Here is a 13,695-nt window from a genome sequence, read left to right on the forward strand (position 1 = left end):
CCCGGTGGCCTTTGCGCATTTCTATGCGGGCTATGTCGCATGGGCCGGGCGCGTGTCTGACGCGGGCGGACGGCTGTGCCATTATTTCGAGGACACCTACAAGCGGGATTTCGGCTGCCCGGTGAAGCCGGTCGAGGGGGGCGAATAATGCCTGCAATCGGTGTCGGTGTCGGGCCTGTTTTCTGGCGCAGGCGGGGCGGCGGCGGAACGCCTAGCCCGACGCCGAGCCCGTTTTCGTTCGAGAATGGTGTCCATACTGGGAACACCCAGATCGGGCTTGATAGTTTCGACCGGTGGTTGGGGCGTGATGCGGACAGTGTGCAAGTGCACTCTGGGCGCGCCAATAGCAGTGACTATCAATCCTCTGTCGGATGGCTTGCCAACACCGCTACCCAGTTCGGAACCGAGACGCGCGCGATCCGCTGGTCGATCCCAATGTTCTGGCAGGGCGAGACGTTCCTATCGAGCGCGTCGGATACCAAGTTCGATAGTGCGTGGACATCGATTGCTAACACGCTCGCCACTCGCCACCCGACCGGCGACATAAACGTTCGCACGGGCTGGGAGTTCAACGGGAATTGGCAGCCGTGGGCGGCCTCTGGCTCAGAGGCGGCATATGTCACGACTTGGCAGCGAATGGTGGATATTTTCCGTGCGGTGTCGACGCGCTTTCGGTTCGACTGGTGCCCGAATATCGGCGTGGAAAGCATGTCGCAGGCGACTATCGAAGCCTGCTATCCCGGCGACGCCTATGTTGATGTGATCTCCATCGACTTTTACCACAAGCCGGAATACGGCGACAGCACCGACCCCGCGACAGCATGGAACGAGATGCTGACCAAGACATGCGGCATCAATTGGGCGTCGGCCTTCGCAGCGACCCACGGCAAGCCGCTTGGCTTTGCGGAATGGGGTGTGAAGTCCTCTGGTTTTGGCCCCTATGTCTCTGCGGCAAAGGCTTATATGGCCGCCCACGGGAACTTTGAATATCACTGCTATTGGAGCAGTGGGGCCGATTACGACGGCATCATGTCGCTGGGGCAGTATGTTGATACGGGTGACACCTATCGCTCCGAATTCGGCATCCTATCGTTTCCTGCGTCTGACGAGATCACCGACCTTTATCCCGATTATGATTTCGCCTTCGACCCGATCAACGGGTTCTACAAGGTCGATAGCTTTGTCACGGATAGTCTGACCAAGTTCCTCGCGCATCCATCGGTCTATTACTATGATCCTGCGCTGGCGACCTACTTCGACGAAAACGGGTTCACTCCGACAGCAGACGCACAGTTGAAAGTTGCGCTGGACCCATCCACGAACTGGACGATGTATGTTGAAGGCATCCCGAATGCATACACAGCCGGCGTGTATGAGGTTTTTGCCTGTCTCACACACTCCGATGACGACACCGATGCGCTGATAATCGCACGCGATGGATATGCGAACGAGCTGCGCGCGAATGCACGATTGAATAACGGCACTCTTGGAACCGACACGAACATAGGCTGGCTGGCCGCTGGCAGCAGCATCCGCGCTGCCGCGATCCTCGACACGGTGAGCGCCCGGTTCTTCAACCACGGCAGTCTTCAGCACACCAACACGGGTGCCAACGTACTTGCTGCGGCTTCCGCTCTGGATATGATCAACATAGGCGACAGGGGTACTGCGGCGGCGAACTGGCCGAACGCAATTACACTTGTCCTAGCGCGCAAAGCTGCGAACCAAGATAGTGATGCAACGACCTGGACGGGCGGCGGCACAGAGGTGCCCGCGCCAGCACCAGAGGTCACCGATCTTTATCCAGCCTACGACTTTGCATTCGACCCGGTAAATTCGTTCTACAAGGTGGGTTCGTCGATGACGGACAGTTTGGCGACCTTCCTCGGATATAATGAGGTGAGCTTCGCCAGCGATCCTACTTCGAAGATTAGCGCCTCCGGTTATCTGGCTTCCAACGCGGAGGAGCTGAAGGTTACGATGTCTCCCTCTGCGGAGTGGTCTCTGTACGCTCAAGGCGTGATCCCGACATCGGATGGAAGCAGCTACAACAACATCGCTTCCCTAGCCAAGTCATCCGACACGACTACCTACTTCTCGATCACGAGGGAGGCTTGGTCCTACAACATTCGCTCTGGTGTCCGCAAGAACGGTTCGACCATCGGTGCAGACACCAACTTTGACGGCATCGTTGAGCACGCATCCGACAAGTTTGCTGTGGTGGGGGATGCTGCTGGTGTCCGTTTCTACTCGGACAACGCACTCGGCTACAACAATACCGGCGACCTTGCATATATGGCCGACGCCATGCTCGATCAAATCTGGATCGGCGATCGCGCGGGGAGCCAGTCTTGGGCGAACTATGACACCGATGAAGCTTATGTCACACTCATTCTGGCGAAGCGTTCTGCGGACAGTGCAGGGGCGCAGGCTTGGACCGCTTGACCCCTTCCAACATTTTGGCAGGTTAACGCCGGATATGAAGAAATGAAAAAAATAGTCGTTTAAATTCAGTGATGGATTAGTATTCCCAAGCTGACGACGGGGGTTCGATTCCCCTCACCCGCTCCAGCGCCTTCCCCATGGAAACGCAATGGCCGCCGCCCTGACCGGCAGGCGAGCAAACGGCAGGCAGGCAAAAGCCCGCAAACAGGGCGCACCTGTTCGCGGGCTTTCGATGTGCTTCCAAACGCCTTGGCGCTGATCGCCTTAGCGGATCGGGCAATCCGGATTGAGGCGGAAGTTGAGGTAATTGTCCACGCTGCGCATCAGCTCGTCGAACTCATGTTCGAAGAAATGGTTGGCGCGGGGAATTTCCTCGTGATGGATGGTGATGTGCTTTTGCGTGCGCAGCTTGTCGACCAGCTTTTGCACCGCACCCGGCGTAACGACCGTATCGGCCGCGCCCTGAATGATGATGCCGCTGGCAGGGCACGGGGCCAGGAACGAGAAATCATACATGTTCGCCGGCGGTGCGATCGAGATGAAACCGCGAATTTCCGGGCGGCGCATCAACAGCTGCATGCCGATCAGCGCGCCAAAGGATACGCCCGCGACCCATGTAACCTGCGCTTCGGGATGGATGGTCTGCACCCAGTCGAGCGCGGCTGCGGCATCGGACAATTCGCCTACGCCATTATCGAAACTGCCCTGGCTGCGGCCCACGCCGCGGAAGTTAAATCGCAGCACGGCAAATCCGCGCGCGGCGAAATCCTTGTACAGCGCCTGGCTGATCCGGTCATTCATCGTACCGCCCGACTGGGGATGTGGATGAAGGATCAGCGCCAGCGGTGCGCGCGGACGGGGCGCAGGGTGATAACGGCCTTCGAGGCGGCCTTCGGGTCCGGGAAAGATGACGGAGGGCATCGGTTGAGACGGTACCTGTATTTTGCCCCGGCGCGGCCAGATCGGCCGCGGGGGTATGATTGGCTGTTGCAGCCTATATAGATAGCAAGCGCGCAAGCGCAATCTCGATGAAATAACCGCAATAAAGCGAAAGAACAGTTCACCTGCCTGTGCCTGACGATTCACCCCCCTCGATTTACCTCGATCATGCGGCCACCGCGCCCATATTGCCCGCCGCGCGCGAAGCGATGCTGGCGGGCCTCGCCCTCGATGCCAATCCGTCGAGCCCGCATCGCGCGGGCCGCGCCGCCCGCGCCGCGCTGGAGGATGCGCGGGCGCGGGTGAAGGCGGCGCTGGGCTGGGAAGGGGAGGTCATCTTCACCAGCGGCGCGAGTGAGGCGCTGGAGCTGGCGCTGACGCGCAGCCACCTCTCCCGCCATGCCGTGTCGAGCGTGGAGCACGAGGCAGTGATGCGCCATGTGCCGGGTGCGCGGATCATTCCCGTAAATGCGCATGGCCTGGTCGATCCCGATGCTCTGGGTGATGTCAGCGACACTCTGGTCGCGATCCAGCAAGTGAATAACGAGACCGGGGTGATCCAGCCGCTCCACCTGATCCATGACCGCGTGCGCGAAGACGGCGGGATGCTGCTGGCCGATTGCGCACAGGCCGCGGGCAAGATTTACCTGCCGCCATGCGACATGGCCGCGATCAGCGCGCACAAGTTCGGCGGCCCACCCGGCATTGGCGCTCTGCTGCTGCGTGATCTGGGTCTGCTGGCCCCCACGGGCGGGCAGGAACGCGGCTATCGCGGCGGGACCGAGAACGTGGCGGGCGCGATGGCGATGGCCGCCGCGCTGGAAGCGGGACATGATTGGATGGAAGACGCATTGCGCCTGCGCGCGATGCTGGAGGATGCGGTGATCGATGCGGGCGGAGAGGTGATCGCCGCTGCATCGCCGCGCATTGCCGCCATCGGGTCCTATCGCCTGCCGGGGCTGGCGAGCGCGGTGCAGCTGATCCGGCTGGACGGCGCAGGGATCGCGGTATCGGCGGGCAGTGCCTGTTCGTCGGGATCGCTGAAACCCAGCCGCGTGCTGATGGCACTGGGCATGGATGAAAAGGCTGCGGCGGAGGTCATCCGCGTGTCGATCGGGCGCGAAACGACCATTGCCGAGATCGACGCCTTCCTCGGCGTATGGCGCGAATTGGCGGCGCAGGTGGCGGGTTCGTGATCTATCTCGACTATCAGGCGACAACGCCGCTCGCACCCGAAGCGCGCGATGCCATGCTGCGTTGGCTGGACGGGCCGGACGGCATGGGTTTTGGCAATCCGCACAGCCCGCATCGCTATGGCCGGCAGGCCGCCGCTGCCGTCGATCTGGCCCGTGAACGGGTGGCGGCGCTGTTTCCTCCCGGTGGGCGCGTCATTTTCACCGGCACCGCGACAGAGGCGCTGAACATGGCGCTGCTGGGCAACGAACCGGCGCGGGCGGGCAAAGCCTGCGCCATCAGTGCGATCGAACATAGCGCGGTGCATGAAACCGCGGCGCGGCTGGCAGGCGGGCGGCATATCATCCCGGTTGGCGAAAACGGGCTGATCGACGCGAATGCCGAATGGCCGGAAGACACCGGCGTCGTATCGGTCATGCAGGTGAATAATGAGATCGGCACGATCCAGCCCATCACCGAAATCGCCCGGCGGGCCAGAGAGGCGGGCGCGTTCTTCGTCTGCGATGCGGTGCAGGCGGCGGGCAAGCTGGACATCCCCATGGCCGATGCCATCGCCATTAGCGCGCACAAGCTGCACGGACCGAAAGGCATTGGCGCGCTCTGGCTGCGCGAGGGGGTAGAGCTCGCTCCGCTGATTACCGGCGGGGGACAGGAGGACGGGCTGCGATCCGGTACGCTGTCACCCGCGCTGATCGCCGGGTTCGGCGCCGCGGCAAAGCTGGCGAAAGAGCGGATGATCGCCGACCGCGAGCATATTGAAACGCTTTGGGCCAAGGGCCGCCAGTTCTTTTCAGACTGGACGCTGAATGGCAGCGAAGAGGCGCGCTGGCATGGCAATCTGAGCATCCGGCGCGATGGTCTGGATGTGGCGCGTTTGATGAGCGATTGCCGCAATGTCGCCTTTTCGGCGGGGTCTGCCTGCGCATCATCGTCGGTGGAACCAAGCCGGGTCTTGCGGGCCATCGGTTTGGATGCCAAGCTGGCAAAAACAACGATACGGCTAGGGTTTGGCCGATACACAACCGGAGAGGACCTGGAGGAAGCCGCGGCCGCAATCAATGCGGCGGCGTTAGCGCAAGGTGCTTGAGTAAGATGGTCCGCGTCACGTTCGTCACCCCCAAGGGCGAGAAAATCGAAGCCACCGGAAAGGTCGGCGACAGCCTGCTGACCATCGGACAGGCAGCTGGCATGCCGCTGGAAGGGACGTGTGAGGGTCAGATGGCCTGCTCCACCTGCCATGTCATCGTCGTGCCCGACTGGTTCGCGAAATTGCCCGAAGCGAGCGAGGACGAGGAGGACATGCTGGACCTTGCCGCAGGGGCGGGGCCGACGAGCCGCCTTTCCTGCCAGATCATCGTGGATGAGGATATGGATGGCATCATGGTGCGCGTGCCCGATACCGCGCATGACATGATGAAGCGTTGAAGACCGGGATTAACCCCTAATCGTAAAACGTTTTTCTGCGCTTGGGCTGGTAAGGATTAACCGCATCCTCGGCGTGGCATGCAACATCAGATCTGTTTAAAACCTTTATAAAACAGTCATTTGCATCATGAGCGCGAGGCTCGAGATGGCAGGTGCGGGTTTGCGCGAAACTTCTCGTTAACCAGCATTGGAAGCCATTAGTGCAAAGCCTTTGTTGAAGGGCTGTGGGCCATGTTCCAATCATGGCCGGAAAGAAGCATTTCGCACGGATTACAGCGCAGCTGGCGGCAGGCATGGCCGTGCTGGTCGCGCCCGCCGTACATGCCGCGCCCTGGAATGTCGGGGCGGTCAGCGCCGCCACCCAGTTTGCCGCGGGGCATCTTGCCGTTTCGTCGCTGATGACGTCGCAATGTGCTGCCGCCCCATTGGCGGTGACGCGCATCGCCGCGCCGCAGCCGGCAAAGCCCATGTCCGCGCTGGAGCGCATTCGCATGCGTCAGGCCGGCTTTGCAAAGGCGGCCGGGCCCGTCGCATCGGCTGACGTCGAGGCGCAGTCGGCGGGGGTGAAGATGACCCCGGCTGCAGCGGGCATCGGCTGCGCGAACATTGCGCCAGCCGCCGGTTTCGCGTTTCCCGCGAAACCGGCGCTCAATGCCGGGCGCGGCACCGATTTTCTCGCCAGCAAGATTATGCCGATCAGCCGCACCGCTTTCGACAGCGCATGGTCCCGCGTCAGCAGCCATGGGGCAGGCCGCGCCAATGTGCGCGCCGCTTCGCTCAGCGTGGGGCAGGGCGCGACCGCGCGCGACAAGGTGGCGGCGGTCAATCGCTGGGTGAATGCCCGGATCAGCTTTACCGACGACATGCGCAATTACGGGCGCAAGGATTACTGGGCTGACGCTGCCGAAACGCTGCGCCGGGGCAAGGGCGATTGCGAAGATTACGCCATCGCCAAGATGCAGATCCTGGCCGCGATGGGCGTGTCACGCGACGACATGTATCTGACGCTGGCCCGCGACAATATCCGCCGGATCGATCACGCAGTGCTGATCGTGAAGCTGGATGGCGCGGTGCTGATGCTCGACAATGGATCGGACGATCTGCTGGATGGCAGTGCGTCGAATGATTACCGCCCGGTCTATTCCTTCAGCGGCGACAAGCGCTACCTTCACGGCTTTTAAGGCAGGCGGTTACTGTTCCGTCAGCGCGGTCGACAGGCCGCGGGTGAAGGGCGTGAGCAGATAGCCCAGCACGCTCTTGCGGCCAGTGATGATCTCCACCTCGCAGATCATGCCCGGCATGATCGCCAGCTTCTGTCCGCCGCGCTCCATGAAGCTGCGCGTCGTTTCAACCTGGACGAGGTAATAGCTTTCCCGCTCATTCTCGTCATAGACGCTGTCGGCGCTGATCTGCCGGACGGTGCCGTTCAGCCCGCCGTAGATCGAAAAATCATAGGCTGTGACCTTCACATTGGCGCGGTCGCCTACCTTGATGAAGGCGATGTCCGATGGGCGAACCTTGGCCTCTACCAGCAGGCGTTCGCCGGTGGGCACGATCTGCATGATCTTTTCGCCCGGCGACACAAATCCGCCGACGGTGGTGACCTGCAGATCGTTGACGATGCCATCGACGGGCGCGCGCAATTCGTTCCTTTGCACACGCGCCTCGGCCCCCTTGATCGACTGCTCGTTGACTGCGATCCGGGTGGCAAGCTCGCTGCGTTCGTTCAATGCCTGCTGCTGGAAATCGAGGCGGGCGCTGGAGAGATCCGCCTGCGCTTCCGAAACCCCGGCACGGGCACGCTGCACGGCCTGTCGCGCGCCCGACAGGCGGCCCTGGAGATCGGCAAGGTCGCGCTGCGCCGACAGCAGGTCGGTCTGCGGCACGATGTTCTTGGCGGCAAGCGGCGTCAGCATGTCGACCTGCTGCTTGGCCAAGGACGTGCTTTTTTCCAGCGATGCGACCGTGGCCTGCCCTTCGGAAAGGTCGCGGCGGCGTTGTTCGACAGCGGCGGCCAATGCGCTTTCGCGGCTGCGCGCGGCGGCCTGCCGGACCTGCTGCAGACGCTGTTCCTCGGCGCAAATGCTGCCCGGTTCGCAGCCGGTGCCTTCGCCGCTGGCTTCGCGGTTCAGCCGGTCGGCGCGGGCTGACAGCCGCTGCGTTTCGGTTTCCAGCTGGCCCAGCTGGCTCGCGCTTTCGCTGTCGTTGAGGCGCACGAGAAGCTCGCCGCGCTTCACCTGCTGGCCGTTCTGGATCAGGATTTCAGCGACCTGCGCGGGATCGGCGGCCTGCACGACCTGCACCTTGCTCGACGGGATGACCTTGCCCTGTCCGCGCGTGATGTCATCCAGCGGCGCAAAGCTGGCCCAGATCAGCAGCGCCAATACGCCGATGGCGGCGACCACGATCAATCGGCGCGGGGAATCGAGGCGGCTCCATCCGGCCCGTGCAGCAGCGATCATTCGCCAGCCTCCGGCTGGTCATCGGGCGTGATCTTGCCCGCGACCATCTGCGCATAGCGGCCCTGTGTCGGCGCCGGCAGTTCGAGCTTCCAGCCCTTGGTCGTATCCAGCCTGCCGCCGATATCGGCAGGGGCGTGCCGGTCGGCGTCGCTGGGCGCGACGGTGAGGCCATTTTCATACCGCCCGGTCAGCGGATCCGGCCCGCCCGCGACCAGCACGCCATCGTCGGTCTTGATGTCAGGCATCTGTTCGCGCCCGGCGTAAAGCTGGGTAAAGGCGCGCGCACGCCCTGCGCCGCCGTTGAACCGATAGAAGATATGGGTGCCAATCTTGGTGACCTTGCCCATTGTGTAAGCCCATGCGGGGACCACGTAATCGGCGTGATAGTTGATGGCGCTGCCCACGCTTTTCTCAACCCGGCCTGCCAGTGCGTCGCGCGCGATGCGATTGGCATCGGCCCAGGCGGCGGCGGACGGGCGGCGCGACAGCGAGCCGTCGCAGGTGAAGGAGAACTGGCATACGGGCCGGTCGACGCCCTGATAGACGACGCCGCAGACAGAATTGGGGAAGGCGGGATGGCGCACGCGGTTCAGCACGACCTGCGCCACGGCGCGCTTGCCTGCATCGGGCTCGTACCCGGCTTCGTAATAGATCGCCTGCGCCAGACAGCGCTGCGCGGTGGCGCCGGATGGGCCCTGCGCGATAAAGGCCGCCATGGTTTCAACACGTGCGTTCGTGGCGATCGCGGCATTGGTGTCACGCGCACGCTCGGCGTCGCCGGCGGCCATGACGGGCGCGGCGGCGCACAGGGCAAAGCCTGTAACAAGGGCACGGATCGCCTTAACCATCTGAACGCATGCCCACGCTGCGGATCACCTCTTCCTTGGGCCCGTCGGCGGCGATGCGTCCGCCGTCGATCACGATAACCCGTTCACACAGGGAGAATAATGCCGGACGATGGGTCGAGACAATAAGCGTCTGATCGGCTGTCAGGTTTTGCGACAGGCACTGGATGAACAGCTTTTCGGTTTGCGCGTCCATCGCGCCCGTCGGCTCATCCATGAACAAGAGTTTCGATGGCGCGACGAAGGCGCGGGCAAGCGCGAGGAAATTGCGCTGACCGCCCGACAATTGCCGCCCGCCTTCGCCGATGGGCCTGTCAAACCCGCCCGCATCGCGCGACAGGTACCGGTCCGCGCCAACCTTACGCAGCGCCGCGACCAGCTCCTCTTCGCTCGCGCGTGCGGAGGCGAGGGAGAGATTATCCTTGATCGTGCCCGAAAACAGGTTCGAATCCTGCGCGACGAAGCGGAAGTCGCGGCGCAGGTCATGCGGGCGGTACTGGCGGCTGTCGATGCCATCGACCAGCATCGCGCCTTCGCTGGGTTCGAACAGGCCCGAAATGACGCGGCCCAACGTCGACTTGCCCGCCGCCACGCGTCCGATGATGGCGATGCGCTCACCGGGCTTGATCGTGAGGTTGATGCCCAACAGCGAAGCGATATTCGCGCCCGGATAGGTAAAGCTGACATCGCGCAATTCGACATTCGCGCTGCGCACCATGGGCGGCAGCGAGGACGAACCCATGCGGCGCTCGTCCGGCTGGTCCCACAGGCGTTCGATCGAATCGAGCGTCTCCTTCGCCTGCCGCCAGCGAGTGAGGAGATAGGCGAGCTGTCCGGCAGGAGCGAGCGCCCGGCTCGACAGCATGACGATCGCGATGATCGCACCCATGGTGATATAGCCCGCATCGAACAGGTAATAGCCGCCCACGACCAGCGAGATTGTCGAGAATTGCTGAAACGTCGACGCCGCGCCGATGGCGGTGGAATTCACCGCGCGCAGCCGCTTTTGCGAGCGGCTCGCCATGTCGGACAGGCGGCGCCAGCGGCCCAGCATTTCGCCTTCGCCCGCAATGCTTTTCAGCGTTTCGAGGCCCGCGATGCTTTCGACCAGTTGCGTTTGCTGAAGCCCATGATCGGCCTGCGCATCGCGCGCGGCTTCGGTCACCTTGCGCTGAAGATAGAGACCCAGCAGCGCCATGCCGCTGATCGCAAGAATGGGCACCAGCGCCAGTGGCCCGGCAATGATCGCGATGAAGGCCACGAAGATCGCAAGGAAGGCAACATCGACCACCAGCACCACGGTGGTGGAGGCGAAGAAGTCCCTGAGCACGCCATATTCGCTGACCCGCGCGACCAGATTGCCGGTGTGCCCCGCCTTGGCCGACATGGGGGTCGCCATTACGCGGGCATAGATCTTTTGCGACAGCGATATGTCGAGATCGCGGCTGATGCCATCGAGCACGTCGGTGCGGGCGCGCCGCAGGGAAAACTCCAGCGCAAAGGCGATCAGCACCCCGATGGCCAGCACCCAAAGGCTGGCGTCGGCGCGATTGGGGATCACCCGGTCATAGACATTCATGGTGAAGATCGGCAGCGCCACGGCAAGCAGGTTGATCACCACCGAGCCTAGCAGCACCGGCCAGAATTCGCGGCGGCGCTTGACGATTTCCGACCAGAACCAGTGCTGCCGCGCCTTGCGGTGCCATGGCTGGCCCGCATCGCGCAGGGCGGTGGGATCGCCTTCGACCGAAATCAGGGTGAAGGCCTGCTTGCCCGCGAAATCCCTGGCAGGCGTCCACGCGCCCGAAGCGTCCAGCGCCTCACCCGCATGCCAGACGAGCACGTCGTCGTCCTTGCGGTCGAGGAGCAGGGCAATCTCACCATCGCGCCGGAGGATCAGCGGATAGAGCGTGGCGTCGAGGGGCAGCTTCTTCGCCGACCGCTCTTCCCAGTTGAGGCCAAGCAGTTCCAGCGCCGGCCCGGCCTGATGCCATGGCAGCAACCCATCCGCCCCCATGGCGAGCGAGCTTTCCAGCATCGCAGGCGCAAAAGGCGTGTCGAACCGCCTCGCCACTCGCGCTAGGCAAGCGGCCAGCGGATCGACGCCGGAAGCGGTTACGGGGCTGTTAGCCATGTCCATTTGGCAATCGCCTGTCAGTCATCGCAGCGGCTATACCGCATTCCCGCTTATTTTGGGTAAACGCGGCCCTGGCGTTCCGCCGGGACCGAGGGGCCATAGTCGAAACGTTCCCGTTCAGCCTCGCCAGCACCATAATGCGGAGCGACGGCCAGTGCTTCGAGGAAGCGATTGGTCGCGGCCAGCACCTGATATTGCGAGAAAATCTGCGAGAAGCGCGCGCTTTCAAGGCGAACCTGCACGTTATAACGCGTGTTCTGCGCGTCGAGCACGTCGAGCAGCGAGCGGCGACCGACATTGAACTGGCTCTGATAGCTGTCGATCAGCCCGTTGGTGACGGTGCTCTGCTTGCCCAGCTCCGAAACGATGCGGCCCTGCGTCTGCAGCGCGTTCCATGCGGTGCGCACGTCTTCCTCGGCCTCACGCTGACGGGCGTGCATGGCAAAGCGCGCTTCCGACGAACGGCGGACCATCTCCTGATATTTCGCCGCGTTGATGCCGCTGTCGAACAGCTGCCAGCGGACATAGGCGCGGGCCAGCAGGTCGGTCGTCTCACCCTGAAAACCGTCGATGTCGTCACCGGCGCGGGCATAGGCTTCGACGCCGATGGTGGGGTAGAGGTCGCCCTTGGCACTATCGGCCATGGAATTGGCGGCATCGACATCGGCCTGCGCTTCGCGGACCAAAGGGTTCTTGGTGCGGGCAAGGCCCACGGCCTCCGCCTCGCTGCCCGGAATAAACATCGCCAGATCGGGCGGCAGCACCACCGCGTCGACCGGAATGCCGGCAAGGCTCTGGAGGCGCACCTTGGCGTCCTGCATGGTCTGCATCGCCTCGGCCTCGCGCACCAGCGCGGCCTGCAGGCGTTCCTCGGCCTGCTGGCTGTCGGCGATGGAGATCGAGCCCTGGCGCACGCCTTCCTGCAGGTTGGTCACCAGCGTGCGGTGAAAGGCCGTGTTGTCCATGCTGGCCGCGACCACGCGTTCCTGCAGCAGCACATCCAGATACTGGCGCGCGATCTGCAGGGCGATGAATTCGCTGCGTTCGAGGACACGGAGCGACGCGCCATCGACGCGGGCCGACTGACGCAGCAGTTCGCCCCGGCGGCGGCCGAAGTCATAGACGGTCCAGTCGCCGCGGATCTGCGCATCGATCGGGTTGAGCCAATCGTTGGAAATGCCGAGCGAACGGCGCGTCGGATTTTCAAGCCGGCGCGCACCCACGCCCGCCTCGACCTCAACACGCGGGCCATAGAGGCCTTGCGCCTGCTTGCGCTCGAACTGGATGGCTTCCTTGTTCATCTGCGCCTGGCTGATCTGCGGATTGGAATCCACGCCGATCGCGACGACTTCGGAAAGCGACATGGGTTCGGCTTCCTGAGCATGCGCGATGGTCGAGATCGCGACGGTGGAAACGCTGGCGGTCAGCACGGAAGCGATGATCGCGGCTTTTTTAAGCTTCTGCATTGTTCTTCCCCTTACCGGACCGTGATCACGACGCGGCGGTTCTGCGGATTGCGTTCGCCATCGACGGTGGGCACGGCCAGATCGGTTTCACCCACGCCGCGGCTGATGATCGCGGCACGGTCTGCGCCTGCGGCGACCATCACTTCGGTCACGGCATCGGCGCGGGCGATGGAAAGCGCCTCGTTATAGGCGTCGCTGCCCGAACGGTCGGTGTGGCCGACGATCTCGTATCCGCTCCAGCCGCACATCGGCGCGTTCTTCAGCAGGAACTGCGCCGTGCTCATCGTGTTGGCGGGCGCGGTCGCGGAATCGAAGTCGAAGAAGACCTGGTTCGTCGGCTGATTGCAGACCTCGGGCGGGGCCGGCGGCGGCGGCGGTGGCGGCGGCGCCATCGGCGTCGTCGGCGGCGTGCCGGTCAGGCGGCCATAGGCGCCCTGGCACTTTCGGATCGAATCCTCGTCGCGCAGGCCGTTTTTCATAAAGCCGCGTGCGATCGCGCACTGCACCTTTGCTTCGGACGCCCAGTGATAGCGGGCATCCAATGCGTTCACGATTGCCGGGTCTTCCGTTGCGGCCAGCGAAACCTCGTAACGGCGCTCAAGCTCGCTCTTCAGCTCGCTGTCGGAAAGCTGCATCAGGTTCCCGTCGCCCGGCATCACCGTCGTGACTTCCTGCGCGGCGGCAGGCGATGCCAGCGCGCAGGCGAGAGCCAGGGAGGCTCCGCCAGCGGCAGCCATGCTGCGGATCGAGTGAATGGTCATTTCATTGCCCCCTAACTTGCA

General features: G+C 63.3%; 12 protein-coding genes. 6 read left to right on the forward strand and 6 right to left on the reverse strand.

Annotation, left to right across the window (positions count from 1 at the left end):
* Nucleotides 1–4 precede the first annotated feature (4 nt).
* The gene (locus tag A9D13_RS20670; RefSeq protein WP_156522173.1) at nt 5–148 is read left to right on the forward strand and encodes a hypothetical protein; all 144 of its coding nucleotides are present in this window, start codon (nt 5–7) and stop codon (nt 146–148) included.
* The gene (locus tag A9D13_RS18415; protein ID WP_156522174.1) at nt 148–2,445 is read left to right on the forward strand and encodes a glycoside hydrolase family 26 protein; all 2,298 of its coding nucleotides are present in this window, start codon (nt 148–150) and stop codon (nt 2,443–2,445) included. Before A9D13_RS20670 ends, A9D13_RS18415 begins: the two co-directional genes overlap by 1 nt.
* Nucleotides 2,446–2,709: 264 nt before the next feature.
* Here A9D13_RS18415 and A9D13_RS18420 read toward each other — a convergent pair whose 3' ends face one another.
* Nucleotides 2,710–3,366 (reverse strand): alpha/beta hydrolase, encoded by a 657-nt coding sequence (locus tag A9D13_RS18420; protein WP_066777160.1) that lies wholly within the window; start codon nt 3,364–3,366, stop codon nt 2,710–2,712.
* 149 nt (nt 3,367–3,515) lie between these two features.
* Here A9D13_RS18420 and A9D13_RS18425 point away from each other — a divergent pair, with 149 nt between their 5' ends.
* The 4 genes from A9D13_RS18425 to A9D13_RS18440 all read left to right on the forward strand — a co-directional run bounded on the left by A9D13_RS18425 (nt 3,516) and on the right by A9D13_RS18440 (nt 7,184).
* Nucleotides 3,516–4,580 (forward strand): cysteine desulfurase family protein, encoded by a 1,065-nt coding sequence (locus A9D13_RS18425; protein WP_066777164.1) that lies wholly within the window; start codon nt 3,516–3,518, stop codon nt 4,578–4,580.
* The gene (locus A9D13_RS18430) at nt 4,577–5,665 is read left to right on the forward strand and encodes a cysteine desulfurase family protein (RefSeq protein WP_066777583.1); all 1,089 of its coding nucleotides are present in this window, start codon (nt 4,577–4,579) and stop codon (nt 5,663–5,665) included. Before A9D13_RS18425 ends, A9D13_RS18430 begins: the two co-directional genes overlap by 4 nt.
* Before the next feature lie 5 nt (nt 5,666–5,670).
* Nucleotides 5,671–6,003 (forward strand): 2Fe-2S iron-sulfur cluster-binding protein, encoded by a 333-nt coding sequence (locus tag A9D13_RS18435; RefSeq protein ID WP_066777170.1) that lies wholly within the window; start codon nt 5,671–5,673, stop codon nt 6,001–6,003.
* Nucleotides 6,004–6,245: 242 nt separating this feature from the next.
* The gene (locus A9D13_RS18440) at nt 6,246–7,184 is read left to right on the forward strand and encodes a transglutaminase-like cysteine peptidase (protein ID WP_066777173.1); all 939 of its coding nucleotides are present in this window, start codon (nt 6,246–6,248) and stop codon (nt 7,182–7,184) included.
* A 9-nt stretch (nt 7,185–7,193) separates the two neighbouring features.
* Here the strand turns inward: A9D13_RS18440 and A9D13_RS18445 are convergent, their stop codons facing one another.
* From A9D13_RS18445 to A9D13_RS18465, 5 genes are read right to left on the reverse strand one after another with little or no spacing between them, the layout of a single operon-like run.
* A complete protein-coding gene (locus tag A9D13_RS18445) occupies nt 7,194–8,465 on the reverse strand; it encodes an HlyD family type I secretion periplasmic adaptor subunit (protein WP_066777176.1) in 1,272 nt (423 codons plus the stop codon).
* The gene (locus A9D13_RS18450; RefSeq protein WP_066777179.1) at nt 8,462–9,313 is read right to left on the reverse strand and encodes a cell wall hydrolase; all 852 of its coding nucleotides are present in this window, start codon (nt 9,311–9,313) and stop codon (nt 8,462–8,464) included. Before A9D13_RS18450 ends, A9D13_RS18445 begins: the two co-directional genes overlap by 4 nt.
* The gene (locus A9D13_RS18455; protein WP_066777584.1) at nt 9,306–11,444 is read right to left on the reverse strand and encodes an ATP-binding cassette domain-containing protein; all 2,139 of its coding nucleotides are present in this window, start codon (nt 11,442–11,444) and stop codon (nt 9,306–9,308) included. The genes A9D13_RS18450 and A9D13_RS18455 overlap by 8 nt, the downstream gene beginning before the upstream one ends.
* Before the next feature lie 53 nt (nt 11,445–11,497).
* Nucleotides 11,498–12,913 carry a TolC family protein gene (locus tag A9D13_RS18460; RefSeq protein WP_066777181.1) on the reverse strand — a complete coding sequence of 472 codons (1,416 nt, stop codon included), beginning with the start codon at nt 12,911–12,913 and terminating at the stop codon, nt 11,498–11,500.
* An 11-nt stretch (nt 12,914–12,924) separates the two neighbouring features.
* Entirely contained in the window at nt 12,925–13,674 is a 750-nt protein-coding gene (locus A9D13_RS18465; protein WP_082922557.1) for an OmpA family protein, read from the reverse strand.
* Nucleotides 13,675–13,695 lie beyond the last annotated feature (21 nt).

This window comes from Croceicoccus mobilis (assembly GCF_001661965.1).
Classification (GTDB): Bacteria; Pseudomonadota; Alphaproteobacteria; order Sphingomonadales; family Sphingomonadaceae; genus Croceicoccus; species Croceicoccus mobilis.